The organism is Rhodoplanes sp. Z2-YC6860 (assembly GCF_001579845.1).
GTDB lineage: Bacteria > Pseudomonadota > Alphaproteobacteria > Rhizobiales > Xanthobacteraceae > Z2-YC6860.
Genome location: NZ_CP007440.1, coordinates 7,165,094 through 7,181,815, shown reverse-complemented (window position 1 = coordinate 7,181,815; position 16,722 = coordinate 7,165,094). Strand labels below are relative to the sequence as shown.

The following is a 16,722-nucleotide window of genomic DNA, read 5'->3' as shown; positions in this document are numbered from 1 at the left end:
CCGGCGTTTACGGCCGGCGCCGCAGGAAATCCGGGCTCGGCGCCGGGCCCCAGATAAAGGCGACCTGGTGACTCTCCCAGGTCTTGGGCCGCTGCGGCCGGTCCTGATGCCAGGGGCGGGGATCGAAATAGCCGAGCTCCTCGTCCTTCATCTGATCGAGTTCGGCGAAGAACTCGGTGATCCAGTCGTCGTGATCGCGGTGGAACGTCGCAACGTTATGACCAGGACCGAGCCGCACCGGACCCCAGGCAATCGGGATCTTGCGCTGGCCGAGAAGATCGCAGGCGCTTTGCAGGTGCGCGAAGTCTTTCAGCTCATAGGCGATGTGGTGCATGTGCACCTTGTCACCGCGGATGAAGTTCACGGTGTGATGGTCGGCGTTGCAACGCATGAACACGAAGAAGTCGCCGATCCAGTCGGAAACGCGGAAGCCCAGGACCTTGCCGTAGAACTCGGTTATCACCCTCGGCTCCGGCACGATGAACGCGACGTGGCCGAGCTTCAGCGCGCCGACGCCGAGCACTTGCTGGCCATTGCCGACATAGCTCCACTCGCGGAACAGCTCGATGGTGGTGCCCTTGGGGTCCTGGAATGAAAGCACCTTGCTGAGACCTGGCGTGGAATCGCTCTTCTCTTCCGCGCTGACGCCGTGACCCGCAAGCTCGCGGCGGATGGCCGCGAAGTCGGCGCTTGCCGGAACTTCAAAGGTGAGCTTGGCGCATTTCGGTTCGGCAGCTTTGACGAACTCGATCGCGAGCTGGCCGGTGCGCGTTGCCAGGAACGCGCGGTCGCGCTCGCGCGCGACGAGCCACAATCCCACGATCTGGGTGTGATGTTCGATCGCCTTGTCGAGGTCCGGCGTTTCGAACGTGGCATGGCCGAGCCGGAGCAGCTTGATCATGGCGGGCACCTCTATGAGGCTTCTGATTACGGAGACCTATTTGCGTCCGACGAGATCGACCAGCGCCGACATGCCGACGTGGCGATCGCCTTCGGACAGCGCTGCGTCGTATTCCGTGATCTCAACCGATGCGAAGTCGCCGAAAGCCTCCTGCAGCATCGACCTGGTGTAAAGCTGGTCCGCCACGCCGGGTCCGCCGGTCTTGTATTCCAGCTGCTTGAGACCATAGCCCTCGATCAGCACGAGCCCGCCGGGTTTCAGCGCGCGCTTGATGTTGGCGAACACGCGCGTGCGCGATGCCGGCACCAGGAACTGAAAGAAGATGCCGACGACTACGTCATAGGCTGCGTCCGGCCAGGTCCAGGTCTCGAGATCGGCAAGCTCGGTGCGCAACGCGACGCCGCGATCTTTCGCGAGCGCCTGCGCCTTCTTCAGGGCACTCGGCGAGAAGTCGATCGCCAGCACGTCGAGGCCGGCGCTTGCGAGAAACACCCCGTTGCGCCCCTCGCCATCGGCGATCGACAGCGCCTTCTGGCCCGATTTCAGCAGATGGGCCTTGCTCTTGAGGAAGGCGTTCGGCTCGGTACCGAAATGATAGCCCGGCTCCTTGAAGCGCGCTTCCCAACGATCGAATTCAGACATTTTCACTCCGCACTGGTGACAGCGGGAGGTTGATCGAGGCTGGAGGCGGTGACAAGGGCTTGGACGGGATGGCTGGTCCGACCTGATGACCTTGCGGCGCACGCCGACAGAGATTTTTCTAAGGGATCCCGGCTGCCGCTTTGGCGAGCGCACGCAGCGCGCCGCTCAACGCATCGACGGTGGGCTGCACATCGCTGCCAAGACCGTGACGTTTCGCGAGCCATGCCGGGTCGTTGTAGGACAGCCACGCCGCGCCTGACTCGTCCTGCCAGACCATGGCTTTGAGCGGCAGATCGATGCTGATGGTCTGCGCCGCCTGCATCAGCGGCGTGCCGCCTTTGGCGTTGCCGAAGATCAGCAGATCAGTCGGCCGCAGCCGCAGTCCCACTGCGGCCGCGCCCGCCGTGTGATCGACACGAGCGAACACGGTGAGGCCTTTGGCTTTCACCTCGGCTTCGAGCCGCTCCATCGTTTCCTTCGCGGCATAACTGCTGCGCACCGTGATCAATCCGTCCGCCGCCATGGCGCGCACTCCTGTCAGGCAGATCATTGCAACGAATGCTAACAGTCTCGTGCAGGTGCCCATTGCAGCACCGCTACGTCTGTCCGGCGGCTTCCAGGATCAGATCGGCGATGGCGTCGGGCTGTGAGATGAGACCGAGGTGGCTTGCCTTCACTTCGATGGTCTTCGCGCCCATGCGCTTAGCCATGAAGCGCTGCAAGTCCGGATTGATGGTGCGGTCCTCGGTCGACACGGCATAGAAGCTTGGCTTCGAGCGCCAGGCCGCCTGCGTGGTCTTGTCAGCGAGCAACGACCGCTTGAACGGTGCCTGCACGGCGTATAGCAGGCGCGCCCTCTCGGCCGGCAGGTCGCCGGCAAAGTCGTGCAGGAATGCGTTCTCGCCGAGTCGTCCCCAGTCGTTCGCCCAGACGATGCCGGCGGAAGCGGGCGGCGCCGGGTATTTGGCGGCCAGTGCCGGATAGTCCTCGCCCGCATCCGGCGCGCGCGCTGCAACATAGACCACGGCCGAAACCTTGGGATCGACGCCGGCTTCGCTGAGAATCATACCGCCAAACGAATGCGCCACCAGGACAGTCGGGCCCTCCTGCCAGGACAGAACGTCCTTGGTCGCTTCGACGGCCGCCTGCAACGTCGTCAGCGGGTTCTGAACGGCGGTGGCATTCAAGCCCTTGCGCTGCAACCGCGCGATCACCTCGGTCCAACACGAGCCGTCGGCGAACAGTCCATGAATGAGGACAATGTTCTGCACTTTGGGCGGCGCGGATTGCGCCTGCGCGGCGTCTCGCAAAAGCGCGCTCGCCGCGGCGGCGGCAGTTGCGCCAATAAAGGTACGGCGATCCATCGGAAGCCTCCTGATTTATCCGTTGGCGCAGACGCGATCGGCAACGCGGCCTGCGCTGCCTTGATTATAGGATTAAAAATGACAGATTGAGGCGCAGCCGGGCACCGCAGCCATCACTCGACCGTGATCCGCGTCGTCTCGACGATCTTCAACCAGCGCCGCTGCTGCTCGGCCATGTAGACGCCAAGCTCGTTCGGCGTGCTGGGCCGCGCCTGGGCGCCGATCTTGGCGAAAGCTTGCTCCACCTCGGGACTTGCGAGTGCTTTCGCCACCGCGTCGTTGAGCTGCTGCCGGATCGCAATCGGCGTGTTCGGCGGCGCGACGATGAAGCTGACCGACGCCGTGACGAACTGATCGAAGCCGCTTTCCATCATGGTCGGCAGGTCGGGTGCGAGCTTGCTGCGGGTGGCGCTGGTGACGGCGAGGCCGCGCAGGCGGCCTTCGCGAACATTCGGCAGGAGCTGCGTCAGAGCCGAGAACATCACTTGGATCTGGCCGCCCAGCAGATCGGACACGGCAGGTCCCCCGCCGCGATAGGGCACGTGGCTCATGTCGATCCCGGCGCGCGCCTTCAACAGCTCGCCTTCGATGTGGGGCAGCGAGCCGACGCCGGCCGAGCCGTAGCTGAGCTTGCCCGGCTGCGACTTGGCGAGCTTCACCAATTCGGCGACCGAGGTGGCGGCGACCGACGGATGCACCGCGAGGACCTCGGCGCTTTCGGCGAGATTCGCGACCGGCGTGAATGAATCGGCGGTGTAACCCGCGCTCTTTTGAATGAGCGGTCCGATCAGAACCGAGCTGGTGCTGCCGAGCATCAGCGTGTAGCCGTCCGGCTCCGCGGCCAGCACCGACTTGGCCGCGATGGTGCCGCCGCCGCCGCCAGGCCGGTTCTCCACCACAATCGGCTGGCAGAGCGCCGCCGCGATCTTGTCCGAGAGAAGCCGCGCCATGATGTCGGGTGGGCCGCCGGCCGGCGACGACACCACGAGCTTCACGGGTCGATCGGGAAACGCGCGCGCGTCCTGAACGATCAGGAGTTGCGCCGCGAGCAGAACAATAACGCTGACGATCTTGCGCCTCATAGTCTTCCTCCCGATGGAGCCGTTCTTTTTGTTTAGTGCCGCGCACCACCGCGTTTGCGAACGGACGATCGAGCCTCACGCCGCGTAGGCGGTGGGCACGGTCGGCTCCTTGTTCCACTCGCTGGTCGGCTCGTAGCTCCAGACCCAGTCAGAGCTGCCGTGCACGCTGCCCTTGCCGGTCGCGACCATGTCTTTCTGCGCGGCTGCGTCGCGCATGTGCTTGAACTTGGCGTTGGAGAACGACAGCCGCTGGATGCCGTGCACCCGCGGGATGCGGACACGGCGGAAGTTCGCAAAGGCCTCGACCGGGTCTTTCGCCGATTCCAGCCAGCGAGAGAGAATGTAGGCATCCTCGAACGCCTGGCAGGCGCCCTGGCCGGCATTGGGTAGCATGGCGTGCGCGGCGTCGCCGATGAGCTGGATGCGGCCGCGGCCCCAATTCTGCGTCAGCGGCCGTGTGAACAGGCCCCACTTCGAGCACTCGGTGACGATGCTGAGCAGCTTCGCGAGACGCGGCTCGGGATTCGGGAACGACAGCCGCATCTCATCGGGATCGCCGCGCGTCGACCAGCCTTCCTCGACCCATTTGTCGGTGTCTTCCTGGGTGACGATGTTCACCTGTCTGGTGCCGCGGATGTAGTAGGCGAGGAGATGGCAGCCCGGCCCGACCCATTGGATATGACCGGTCGGCTCCAGCACCTCCTTCGGCACGTCATCGCCGTTGAGCAGCGACCGCCACACCATCTGGCCGGTGTAGCTCGGGTTGTCGGCGCCATAGAGCGCGCGGCGGATCACCGAGCGCACCCCGTCGGCGGCGATCACGATCTCGGCCTCGACCTGCGCGCCATTGTCGAAGGTGAGCAGAACGCAATCGCTCCGCTCTTCGAGCGCAGTGAGGCGGTGCCCGAGGTGAGCGGCGCTGGGATCGAGCCCGCCCGCGAGCCCATCGAGCAGATCGGCGCGGTGGAATGTGTAATAAGGCGCGCCGTATTTCTCCGCGGCCTTCATCCGGTCATTGAGTTCGAGGAATTCGCCGGTCTGCATGTTGCGGGTGTAGATGCCAGGCGAGCGGGTGCCGACCGCAGCGATTTTCTCGCCGACGCCGATCGCGCGCAGCGCTTTCACGGCCTGCGGGCTGGTGTTGACGGCGGCGCCGATCTCGCCCAGCGCCGGCGCCTGCTCGAACACCTCGGCCTTGAGCCCGACGGATTTCAGCGCCTGTGCGGTGGCGAGGCCCGCGAGCCCGCCGCCAACAATCGCGATCTTGCAGCTCGATGGCATCCGTTCCTCCACTGCTCAAAAGCATCATGCCGCGACTTTGCTTTCCATCAAGGCGGTTCGCAGGCTTTTGCAACAGACTAGGCCGCGACCCGGCATTCTCAAAATCGATCCTGATAATGACCGGTCATTCACATGCTGAATGATCGGTCGTCGCGGCTGGACGCGATTGATCAAGTCGCGGCATTGCGTCCATTATCACCGCAAACAAATCAGACGTCACAAACGGGAGGAAGGGTCCATGATGGACCTCCGTCAGGTGAAACGCGGGCTCATCGCGTTGCTTGCCATCGTCGCGGCCGCAACAGCCCAGGCCCAGACTTTCCCGAGCAAGACCATCCGCATCATCGTGCCCTATGCGCCGGGCGGCAGCGTCGATCTGACGGCGCGGGTGATCGCGAAGAACCTGCAGGACAGCATCGGGCAGAGTGTGATCGTCGAGAACAAGCCGGGCGCCAACGCCGCGATCGGCATCGACGCGCTGGTGCGAAGCGATCCGGATGGCCACAACATCATCATCCTCTCGGACAGCCCGGTGACGATCAATGTCCATCTGGCGAAGCTCAACTATGATCCGCTGACGGACTTGGTGCCGATCAGCAAGGTGGTGTCGAGCCCCATCATGCTCGCCGCCAATGCCAGGTCGGGTATCGCCTCGATCCCCGATCTGGTGGCTGCCGCGAAGGCGAAACCGCTCAGCTACGCGGTCGCGGGCCGCGGCTCGTCGTCCAATCTCGCGGCCGAGCTTTTGCAGCGCGAACTCGGCATCAAAATGGAGGCCGTGCCCTATCGCGGCGGCGCACCGGCCGCCACCGCGGTTGCGGCCGGCGACGTCCCTCTCGGACTGTTCGACACGGCGGCGGTCCTGCCGATGATCGGCGACGGTCAGCTGGTCCCGCTCGGCGTCGCCGAGCCGACGCGCGCGAAGTCGATGCCGAACATCCCGACGCTGCGGGAAGCCGGCGTGCCGAACTTCAGCGCGCAATCATGGCTCGCGCTGTTCGTGCCGCGCGGCACGCCGGAAGACCGTGTGGCGCGGCTCAATGCCGAGGTGGCCAGGATCGCGGAACTGCCCGAGGCCCAGAAAGTTTTGGCCTCCGCCGGGCTGGAGCTTGCTCCCAACAGCGCGACCGAGATGCGTCGCATCATCGAGACGGACTTGAAGAAATGGGGCGATTTGATCAAGGCGACGGGATTGAAGGCTGATTGATGCGGACGTTGGGCAACTGAGACGCTGGCAGCCTTCAGTTTGTCCGCTCGCGCCCGGCTCGGCGCAGTTCGAACAGCGCCTCCTCGCCGTTGTGCGCAAACTTTGCGAAGAACCGCGACACCACGTCGAACTCGGCGCGGGTGACGTTCTGAAATAGCCGGTCGTTGACGCGGCGCAGGAGCGGATTGACGTCGCGGATCGCGGCCTCGCCGTGAGGCGATAGCCGCACCAGCACGCTCCGCCGGTCGCGGCTGTTGGCCTCCTTGACGAGCAGACCCTTGTCGATCAGGCGGCCGACCTCGGTGGTGACATGGGTCGCGGCGAGCTGGGTGTGATCGGCGAGCGCACGGATGGTGACGCCCTCTTGGCCCTGCCGGTGCGCGGTGCCGATCAGCACGATGAACTGCGACGCCGTGAGCGAGAGCGCGCGGCCGAAGGCTTCGCGGCAGGAATGCAGCCGGTCAAAGGCCAGCGCCATCAGATAGATGGTTTCGCGGAAGGCGGTATCGTTGCCGCCGACCAGCACCGCCGGCAGCGTCACGGTCGCGGGCGAGGTGAACGCCTTGGCTTTGCCGGGCTTGTTCGGTCGGACGTTGCGCGCCGCCGGCCGTTTTGCCGCCTGTCTTGTGGCCATGGAATCTCCCCGCAACCGGCCGCTTTATACCATGGCAGCTTGACCGCGTCCCAAATAGATACGTACTGTAGCTAAATTTTGAAGCTATCCGGCCCGCCGCGGGCCGTGCTGCTTGACCACAGGAGATCGATCATGAGCACGCTTTCCCCGGAACGGCCGAAGGCCGCCGCCACATCGCTGCGCACCGGTGCCGACTATCTGCGTTCGCTGAACGACGGCCGCGCGGTTTTCGTCGAAGGCGAGCGGGTCAAGGACGTCTGCAAGCACATGGCGTTCCGTGAGGCGGCGCGCTCGGTGGCGCGCCTCTACGACATCGCGGCGGCGCCAGAGAACCGCGAGGTGATGACCTTCACGTCGCCGCGCACCGGCGGGCCGGTGCATCGTTCCTATCAGATCCCGCGCTCGCATGCCGATCTGCGTCAGCGCCGGATGTTCCACGAGAAGTGGGCGGAGGCGACCTTCGGCCTGATGGGCCGTTCGCCCGACCACGTGGCGGGCTTCTTCACTGGCTACGCCTCGGTGCCCGAGGTGTTCGCCAAGGGGGGCCAGAAGTATGCCGATAACGTCGTCGCGTTTTACGAGAAAATGCGCGACGAGCATCTCTACCTCAGCTACGCGATCGTGCCGCCGCAGATCGACCGCAGCAAGCCGGCGCACAAGCAGAGCGATCCGGCGCTCTATGCCGGTGTGGTCAAGGAGCGCGACGACGGTATCGTCATCTCCGGCGCCCAGCAGCTTGCCACCGGCGGCGTGCTGTCCGACTGGCTGCACTTGAGCTGCATCCACCCGCTGCAGCCGGGCGACGAGAACTACGCCAACTGCCTCGCGGTGCCGATGAATGCGCCCGGCCTAAAGCTCTATCCGCGACGTCCGTTTGCGCTGCGCGCCGACAACAGCTTCGACTATCCGCTGTCGAGCCGCTTCGACGAGACCGACAACTACGTCATCTTCGACAACGTGTTCGTGCCCTGGGAGCACGTGTTCATCTACCGCAACATCGAGGTCAGCCGTGACCAGTGGTGGAAGACCACAGCACACACGCTGGGCAATCATCAGGCTCAGGTGCGTTATGTGACCAAGCTGCGCTTCCTGGCCGGCATGGCCCAGCGGATGAACGAAATGACAGGAAACGCCGCCACGCCTCCGGTGCAGGTGATGATGGGCGAACTCGCCGCCCTGGTCTCGATCTATGAGACCATGCTGCTCGGCCAGGAGACCGTGTCGGAAATCAAGAACAACGTGCTGTGGCCTTCGGCACTGGCGCTTTATTCGGCCATGGCCATGCAGTCGGAATTCAACGGCCGCATGCTTGAAATGGTCCGCGAACTCGCCGGCGGAGCCTTCATCACGCTGCCGTCGTCGCTGGCCGACCTCGAAAGCCCGGAAACGGCGGCGGATATGGAGCGTTTCCAGCGCTCTGCGTCGACCGACGCGAAGCACCGTGTCGCGTTGATGCGGCTGCTTTGGGACTTCCTCGGCTCGGAATTCGGCAGCCGCCACGCACAGTACGAGAAGTTCTACGGAGGTGCGTCATTCATCGTGAAGATGAACGTTTACCGCAACTTCGATTTCAAGCGCGCCGGCGCGCTGGTGGATGCCGCTTTGGCACTGCCGCCGGTCGATACCGCCGAGTAACTGCGACTGGAAGTAAGCCTTCGGCAACCGACTTTGTCAGGCAAAACCCTAGTCGGGGCGCCCATCGTTCTCGGGCGTCCGGAAACGGGCTCGTTGTCGCATTTTATGGCCTAAGCACAAACACTTATGAGTGCCGTGCGCCCCTTGCACATGGCCACCTTTTAACTATTAAAAGCAGGGTTTTCTGGTATACCCGGCCGACAAAAAATTGTAGCCCTCTTCAGGGGGAGGAGAGGAGTTTGTCTTTGGAAACGCTTTGGTCGCGCTGCCCAGATTGGTTGCGGGCGGCGCTTGGAAAAAGGCAGACGGTGGCTGTGGTCGCGGTGCTCGCGGCGGTAGCCGGTGCTGCTGTTTATGCCAGCGGCTCAGACAAGCGCAGCCCCAAGAACACAGTCGGCGCCGACACCGAAGTGTCCAGCCAGTCCAAGCGTCCGGCGCGCTTCGTGCCGACGGCCGCGCAATGGGCTTCGCTCGGCATCGAGCCCTGCAAGCAGATGGCGTTCCGCTCGGAGATCACCACCGAGGGCAAGATCGGCGTCAACGAAGACCGCTCGACATCGATCTTCCCGCCCTACGTCGGTCGCGTAACGCGGGTGCTGGCGAAGGCCGGCGACGAGGTGCAGCAGCGCCAGCCGCTATTCTATATTGAAGCCTCCGACATGGTGAACGCCCAGAACAATTTCCTGGCGGCGGTCGCTGGCCTGAATAAGGCGAAGTCGGCCGTTACGATTGCGGAAATCATCGAGAAGCAGAACCGCACGCTCTATGAAAGCAAGGCCGGCCCGCTGCGCGACTACCAGACCGCTCAGGCCACACTGGTTCAGGCGCGGTCTGATCAGCGCAACGCCGAGGCCGCGCTCGAAGCCGCGCGCAACAATCTCTCGATCCTCGGCAAGACCGACGACGAAATCACGGCGTTTCAGGAAAGCGGCAAGATCACCTCCGATACGCCGATCTACGCGCCGCTGTCGGGTACCGTGGTGTCGCGCAAGGTCGGTCCGGGACAGTACGTCAGCTATATCTCGACCGGCGCGGTCGATCCGGTTTTCGTGATTGGCGACCTCTCGACGGTGTGGATCGTCGCCTATGTACGCGAAACCGATGCGCCGAAGGTGCGCGTCGGACAGCGCATCGAGTTCACGATGCTCGCGTTCCCGAACCAGGTGTTCAACGCCACCATCGAACATGTCTCCGCTTCGCTCGATCCGAGCGTCCGCCGCCTGATGGTGCGGGCGACGATCGACAACACCGATCGCAAGTTCAAGCCGGAGATGTTCGCCACCGTGACGCTGTACGCCGATGAGGGCGAGACCTCGGTCGCGGTGCCGCGTGAATCGGTGATCTACGAAGCCGAGACCGCCCGCGTCTGGGTGGTGCGTCCCGACAAGACCCTCGAAGTCCGCCAGATCAAGACCGGCATCATCCGGGCCGGCATGGTCCAAGTGGTGCAGGGCCTGCAGGCCGGCGAGTCGGTTGTGACCAAGGGCAGCTTGTTCGTCGATCAGGCGGCAGGAACCTAAGCAAGCTGCCGATGGCAGCTAACCCGCGCCGCGTGCGCCGGACAAAGCCAGCATGGACGCCATCGTCGCATTTGCACTGAAGCAACGCGTCCTGATGGTCGTCATCTTCGTGATGACGATGATCGGCGGCGTGTTCGCGTTCATGCAGCTCAACATCGAGGCCTATCCGGATCCGACGCCACCTATGGTGGATGTCATTACGCAGAGTTCGGGGCTCTCGGCGGAGGAGATGGAGCGGTACATCACCATTCCGATCGAGGCCGCGACGTCCAATCTGAAAAACATCAACACCATCCGGAGCGTATCGCTTTACGGCCTCTCCGACGTCAAGCTGCAGTTCACCTTCGATTACACCTATGAGGAAGCGCTGCAGCAGGTGCTGAACCGTCTGGCGCAGCTGCCGCAGCTTCCCAACGGCGCGCAGCCGCAGATCTCCCCGATCAGCCCGATCGGTGAAATCTATCGCTACCGGCTTACGGCGCCGCGCAACTTCAGCGTCACCGACTTGAAGACCTTGCAGGACTGGGTGTTGGAGCGGCGCTTCCACGCCGTGCCGGGCGTGATCGACGTGACCGGCTGGGGCGGCAAGACGAAGACCTTCGAGGTCCAGGTCGACTTCAACAAGATGCTGGCCTTCGGCGTGACCTTCGCCCAGGTGCTCCAGGTCCTCAACAACAGCAACGTCAACGTCGGCGGCAACACCATCAACATTGGACCGCAGGCGGCGGTGGTCCGCGGCGTCGGCCTGATCAAGTCGCCTGAAGACCTCGCCAACACCATGCTGATCCAGAACAACGGCAATCCGGTTCTGGTGAAGGACATCGCCACGGTCATCGTCGGCAATCAGCCGCGGCTCGGCATTGCCGGCCAGGACGACGACAACGACGTGGTCGAAGGCATCGTGCTGATGCGACGCGGCGAGCAGAGCTCGCCAACCATCGCGCGCGTGCGTGCCGAGGTCGATCGGATCAACAACGGCAATATCCTGCCGCCAGGCGTCAAGATAGAACGCATCTACGACCGGCAGAACTTGATCGACACCACGACGCACACCGTGCTGCACAACATGATTGTCGGCATCGGGCTCGTCTTCCTGCTGCAATGGCTATTCCTCGGCAATCTTCGCAGCGCCGTGATCGTTGGACTGACCATCCCGTTTGCGCTGTTCTTCGCCATCGGCATTCTGGTGATGCGCGGCGAGTCCGCGAACCTCTTGTCGGTCGGCGCCATCGACTTCGGCCTGATCGTCGATTCCACCGTGATTATGGTGGAAGCCATTTTCCGGCGGCTCGGCGAATTGCATGAAGCGCCCGGCACCCGTCATCCGCAGACACCCGAAGGCTTCACCGGCAAGCTTGCCGCGATCTTTTGCGGCGGTTGCGACGTCAACCGCTCGATCCTGTTCGCGGCCTGCATCATCATTGCGGGCTTCCTGCCGCTGTTCACGCTTTCCGGCGTCGAGGGCCACATCTTCGGCCCGATGGCCAAGACCTACGCCTATGCGCTGCTCGGCGGCCTGATCGCCACCTTCACGGTGACACCGGCACTGTCCGCCATCATCCTGCCGGAGCATGTCGCGGAGACCGAAACGATCCTGGTGCGGGTGCTGCACCGGGTCTACACGCCGGTGCTGCATTACGCAGTCCGCAACAAGCCGATCGTGCTGGGCGGGCTCGCCGCGCTGCTGGTGGTGACGGCGATCACGGTCCGCATGCTTGGACTTGAATTCCTGCCGAAGCTCGAAGAGGGCAATCTCTGGGTTCGCGCCACCATGCCCACGACGATCTCGCTCGACGAGGGCAACGGCTACGTCAACCAGATGCGGCGGCTCATTCGCGACTTCCCGGAGGTCGAGACCGTGGTGTCGCAGCAGGGCCGGCCTGACGACGGCACCGACGCGGCGGGCTCGTTCAATGCCGAATTCTTCGTGCCGCTCAGGCCGGTGAAGGACTGGCGCCCGGGTATCGACAAGGACGACCTGACAGCCGAAATCCTGAAGAAGCTTCAGGCTGAATTCCCCGGCGTCGAGTTCAACTTCTCGCAATATCTACAGGACAACGTTGCGGAAGCGGTGTCCGGCGTGAAGGGCGAGAACTCGATCAAGCTGTTCGGCAACGACCTCGTCAAGCTCACCGAGACCGCGAACAAGATCAAGGCCGTGTTGGGCACGGTGCAGGGCATCACCGATCTCGCCGTGTTCGCCTCGCTTGGTCAGCCGACCTTGCAGATCGACGTCGATCGCAAGCGCGCTGCGCGCTACGGGCTGACACCCGGTGACATCAACTCGACGGTCCATATCGCGATCGGCGGCGAGACCGGTGGCAACCTCTACGAGCCAGGCAGCGACCGCTATTTCCCAATCATCGTGCGGCTCGCGCCCAAGTTCCGCGAGGCCGCCGAGACCATCCGCGACATCCGTATCAGCGTGACCAACCCGAGCGGCGGCGTCATGCAGATTCCGCTGTCCGAGGTCGCGACCGTCAACCTGGTGTCCGGCGCGTCCTACATCTATCGCGAGAAGCAACAGCGCTATCTGCCGATCAAATTCAGCGTGCGCGACCGCGACCTGGGTAGCGCCATTCTCGAGGCGCAGTCCAAGATCGAGCAGCAGGTTGTTCTGCCGCTGGGCTCGCGCATGGAATGGGTCGGCGAGTTCGGCAATCTCAAGGACGCCATCGCGCGGCTGCAGGTCGTGGTGCCGATCAGTCTCGGGTTGATCGCGCTCCTGCTCTGGATCAACTTCGGCTCGGTGGCAGACACCGCACTGGCGATGAGCGTGATCCCAATGGCGGTGGTCGGCGGCATCTTCGGCCTCGTCATCATGGACATCCCGTTCAGCGTGTCGGCGGCCATCGGCTTCATCGCTCTGTTCGGCATCTCCACCATGGACGGCATCATCATCCTGTCGCAGTTCAACACCCTGATCTGCCAGGGCCTGGACCGCCGCACCGCCATCCTGCGCACCGGCGAATTGCAAATGCGCCCGGTGCTGATGACCTGCGTCATCGCCGGAATCGGGCTCCTGCCGGCCATGCTGTCCACTGGCATCGGTTCCCAGGTGCAGAAGCCGCTCGCCACCGTGGTGGTGTGCGGCATGATGCTGGCGCCCATCGTGATCCTGGTGACCCTGCCGGTGCTGATCGAGATGTTCTCGCGCCGGCAGGTTCCCAGCACCGCGCCGGAAACGGTGTCTGATCCCCTCCATTCGGCGCCGCACGCCTGAGGCTTCGCGGCCTCTGGTTTCACGTTTCTGGTCAGCGCTCTTATCGGCTATAAAACCCTCATGCTCGCGGGGAGCGCGCGATGATTCGTCATTTGATAGCCGCGTGCTTGTCGCGGCGACCGTTGGTCCTGATCGGTTTTGCGGCCTTCCTGGCCCTGGGTCTTGGTGCGTTCTCGGTGCTCAACATCGAGGCCTATCCCGATCCGGCTCCGCCGATCATCGAGATCATCGCACAGTATCCTGGCCAGTCTCCCGAAGAGGTCGAGCGTTACGTCACCGTGCCCATCGAAATCGCGGTGGCGAGCACGCCGGGCCTGAAGTTCATCCGCTCCAATTCGGTGTTCGCGCTGGGTTTCGTGCGCCTGCAATTCGAATACGGCCGTGACTATTACTTCGTCCGCCAGCAGGCGCTGAACCGGCTGAAGGAGGCCGACCTGCCGGCCGTGGTCCAGCCGGTGATCTCGCCGGCCGGCACCATCAGCGAGATCTTCCGCTACCAGCTCTCCGGCCCGCCGGGCATGGACCTGATCGAGCTGCGCACCCTGCAGGATTGGACGGTCGAGCGGCGGCTGCGGCTCGTGCCCGGCGTTGCCGACGTGCTGGTGCTGGGCGGCAAGACCAAGGAATTCCAGGCCGAGATCGATCTCAACAAGATGCGGGCCTATGGGTTGACACTGCCGCAGATCATCAACGCCATCAATTCCAGCAACTCCAATGTCGGCGGCCGCACCATCTCGATGGGCGAGCAGTCGGTGAACGTGCGCGGCATCGGCGTCATCAGCTCGGTCAAGGACATGGACAACATCGTCCTGACCCAGCAGAACGGCTTCCCGGTGCTGCTCTCGGACGTGGCCAGGTCGCAGGTCGGGTACCGGCCGAGGCTCGGCATGGCCGGCCGCGACGACCACACCGACGTGGTCAACGGCATCGTGCTGATGCAGAAGTTCGAGCGCACCATGGATGTGGTGACGCGGGTGCGCGAGGAGGTGAAACGGCTCAACACCGACGGCTCGCTGCCCAAGGGCGTCCAGATCCTGCCGTTCTACGACCGCGGCGATCTCGTGGCCGTCACGGTGCACACCGTGCTGCACAATATGGCGTTCGGCATCGCGCTGATCTTCATCATCCAGTGGCTGTTTCTCGGCAATCTGCGCTCCGCGATCATCGTGGCGGCCACCATTCCGGTGGCGCTGCTGCTCGCCGTCATCATCACGGTGCTGCGCGGCGAGTCGGCGAACCTGCTGTCGATCGGCGCCATTGATCTGGGCATCATCGTCGACGCCACGGTGATCATGGTGGAGAACATCTTCCGCCATCTCGCCCACCACACCCATCGCGCCTTCAGCGACCGGACCGCGGCGCTGAGCGACAAGCTGCACCGCGTTCTGACCGCCGCGGTCGAGGTCGACAAGGCGATCTTCTTCTCGGTGATCATCACCATCGCGGCGTTCCTGCCGCTGTTCACCATGCAGGGTGTCGAAGGCCAGATCTTCGGGCCGATGGCGCGCACCTATGCGTATGCTCTGGCCGGCGCCGTGATCGCGACCTTCACGGTGACGCCGGTGCTCGCGTCCGTGCTGCTGCCCGAGAAACTCGAGGAGGTCGAGACCTTCCTGGTGCGCGGCGTCCGCAACGCCTATCAGCGGCTGCTGCCGCTCGCGGTCCACAATGCCCGCCGCGCCGCCGGCATCGCGGTGGGTTTCCTGCTGCTGGTCGGCACGCTCGGCTCCCAGCTCGGCACCGAGTTCCTGCCCAAGCTCGAAGAGGGCAACCTCTGGATCCGCGCCGTGATGCCGCCGACCATCAATCTCGAATCCGGCATGGATGCGGTCGGCGCGATCCGTCGTGCTATCCTGCAATTCCAGCCGGTGCAGACGGTGGCCTCGGAGCAGGGCCGCGGCGACGACGCCACCGACCCGGACGGCTCGTTCCTCGCCGAGTTCTTCGTGCCGTTGAAGCCGCAAGGCGAGTGGACGAAAGGCCTGACCAAGGACGAGCTGGTCCGCCAGATGAACGAGAAGCTCTCCAACGAGTTCATCGGCATCGACTTCAACTTCTCGCAATACATCCAGGACAACATCGAAGAGGCGGTGTCGGGGGTTAAAGGCGAGAATTCGGTCAAGCTGTTCGGCCCCGATCTCGGCGAGCTCGAGCGGCTGTCGAAGGCGATCAAGTCCGAGCTCGCCCAGGTGCCCGGGGTGGTCAATCCGGCGGCGTTCAAGCTTCTCGGTCAGCCCAATCTCACGGTGAAGATCGACCGCACGAAAGCGGCGCGCTACGGCTTTACGGTCGGTGACATCAACACCGTGGTGCAGGCGGCGATCGGTGGCCAGGAGATCACGCGGGTCTATGAGGGCGAGATCAATTCGCCTCTCACCGTGCGGTTCGCCGCGCGGTACCGCGATAACGTCGACGCCATCCGCTCGATCCCGATTGCGTTGCCCGGCAGCGATCCCAAGACCGGACTCGCCTACATCGCGCTGAGCGACGTCGCGGACGTCAAGCTCGACACTGGCGCGGCCTATATCTACCGCGAGAACAGCCGGCGCTTCATCCCGCTGAAATACAGCGTGCGCGAGCGCGATCTCGGCTCGACGGTGGCGGAGGCCCAGCAGCGCATCGCCGAGAAGGTGCCGCTGCCGCAGGGCTATCGCATGGAGTGGTCGGGCGAATTCGGCGCGCTGCAGGAGGCCAAGAAGCGCCTCGCCGTGATCGTGCCGCTCAGCCTGCTCCTGATCCTCGCGCTGCTCTACAGCCTGTTCAACTCGGTGCGCGACAGCCTCATTGCGCTGTCGGGAATTCCGTTCGCGGTCTGCGGCGGAATCCTCGGGCTTTACGTGGCCGGACTGAACGCCAGCGTGTCGGCGGCCGTGGGTTTCATCTCGCTGTTCGGCGTCGCCGCCATGGACGGCATCCTGCTCGTCTCCTACATCCGCCGCGGCCTGGAAGAAGGCCTGGGGACCGAGACCGCGGTCCTGCGGGCCGGCGAAGCGCGCATGCGCCAGGTGTTCATGACCGGCTTATCGGCCTGCATCGGTCTCGTGCCGGCGGCGCTGTCGACCGGCATCGGCTCACAGGTGCAGCAGCCGCTCGCCTGCGTCATCGTCGGCGGCATGCTGCTGTCGCCGATCTGCAGCCTCCTGGTGATCCCGACGGTGGCGCGGCTGTTCATGCCGGAGGTCGCGGCCACCGAGGCCGGCGAGGCCAAGGCGGCGCACACCTGAGGCTGGAAG

Annotated in this window: 12 protein-coding genes; 5 read left to right on the top strand and 7 right to left on the bottom strand. The window is 64.2% G+C overall.

The window, feature by feature from the left end:
* Nucleotides 1-7 precede the first annotated feature (7 nt).
* From RHPLAN_RS33490 to RHPLAN_RS33465, 6 genes are all read right to left on the bottom strand, one after another.
* A complete protein-coding gene (locus tag RHPLAN_RS33490) occupies nucleotides 8-901 on the bottom strand; it encodes a VOC family protein (protein ID WP_068027950.1) in 894 nt (297 codons plus the stop codon).
* A gap of 36 nt (nucleotides 902-937) precedes the next feature.
* On the bottom strand, nucleotides 938-1,543 hold the full coding sequence (locus tag RHPLAN_RS33485) for an SAM-dependent methyltransferase (protein WP_068027949.1): 606 nt from the start codon (nucleotides 1,541-1,543) through the stop codon (nucleotides 938-940).
* A 118-nt stretch (nucleotides 1,544-1,661) separates the two neighbouring features.
* Nucleotides 1,662-2,066 (bottom strand): DUF302 domain-containing protein, encoded by a 405-nt coding sequence (locus RHPLAN_RS33480; RefSeq protein ID WP_084246091.1) that lies wholly within the window; start codon nucleotides 2,064-2,066, stop codon nucleotides 1,662-1,664.
* Nucleotides 2,067-2,139: 73 nt separating this feature from the next.
* A complete protein-coding gene (locus RHPLAN_RS33475) occupies nucleotides 2,140-2,907 on the bottom strand; it encodes an alpha/beta hydrolase (protein ID WP_068027944.1) in 768 nt (255 codons plus the stop codon).
* A 113-nt stretch (nucleotides 2,908-3,020) separates the two neighbouring features.
* Nucleotides 3,021-3,989 (bottom strand): Bug family tripartite tricarboxylate transporter substrate binding protein, encoded by a 969-nt coding sequence (locus RHPLAN_RS33470; protein WP_068027941.1) that lies wholly within the window; start codon nucleotides 3,987-3,989, stop codon nucleotides 3,021-3,023.
* 75 nt (nucleotides 3,990-4,064) lie between these two features.
* On the bottom strand, nucleotides 4,065-5,270 hold the full coding sequence (locus tag RHPLAN_RS33465) for an FAD-dependent monooxygenase (RefSeq protein WP_068027940.1): 1,206 nt from the start codon (nucleotides 5,268-5,270) through the stop codon (nucleotides 4,065-4,067).
* A gap of 238 nt (nucleotides 5,271-5,508) precedes the next feature.
* On the opposite strand from RHPLAN_RS33465, the gene RHPLAN_RS33460 reads away from it, so the two are divergent.
* Nucleotides 5,509-6,477: a Bug family tripartite tricarboxylate transporter substrate binding protein gene (locus tag RHPLAN_RS33460; RefSeq protein ID WP_198164608.1), complete on the top strand. Its 969-nt coding sequence runs from the start codon at nucleotides 5,509-5,511 to the stop codon at nucleotides 6,475-6,477.
* Nucleotides 6,478-6,511: 34 nt separating this feature from the next.
* On the opposite strand, the gene RHPLAN_RS33455 is transcribed toward RHPLAN_RS33460, so the two are convergent.
* A complete protein-coding gene (locus tag RHPLAN_RS33455) occupies nucleotides 6,512-7,111 on the bottom strand; it encodes a MarR family winged helix-turn-helix transcriptional regulator (protein ID WP_068027934.1) in 600 nt (199 codons plus the stop codon).
* 132 nt (nucleotides 7,112-7,243) lie between these two features.
* Between RHPLAN_RS33455 and RHPLAN_RS33450 the strand changes: the two genes are divergently transcribed.
* From RHPLAN_RS33450 to RHPLAN_RS33435, 4 genes are all read left to right on the top strand, one after another.
* Nucleotides 7,244-8,746 (top strand): 4-hydroxyphenylacetate 3-hydroxylase family protein, encoded by a 1,503-nt coding sequence (locus tag RHPLAN_RS33450; protein WP_068027928.1) that lies wholly within the window; start codon nucleotides 7,244-7,246, stop codon nucleotides 8,744-8,746.
* 308 nt (nucleotides 8,747-9,054) lie between these two features.
* Nucleotides 9,055-10,266, top strand: a complete 1,212-nt coding sequence (locus RHPLAN_RS33445) for an efflux RND transporter periplasmic adaptor subunit (protein ID WP_237179961.1) — start codon at nucleotides 9,055-9,057, stop codon at nucleotides 10,264-10,266.
* A 52-nt stretch (nucleotides 10,267-10,318) separates the two neighbouring features.
* Complete coding sequence (locus tag RHPLAN_RS33440; RefSeq protein ID WP_068027921.1) at nucleotides 10,319-13,489, top strand: efflux RND transporter permease subunit; 3,171 nt, start codon at nucleotides 10,319-10,321, stop codon at nucleotides 13,487-13,489.
* Between the two features lie 80 nt (nucleotides 13,490-13,569).
* Nucleotides 13,570-16,713 carry an efflux RND transporter permease subunit gene (locus tag RHPLAN_RS33435; protein WP_068027918.1) on the top strand — a complete coding sequence of 1,048 codons (3,144 nt, stop codon included), beginning with the start codon at nucleotides 13,570-13,572 and terminating at the stop codon, nucleotides 16,711-16,713.
* Nucleotides 16,714-16,722: the final 9 nt, after the last annotated feature.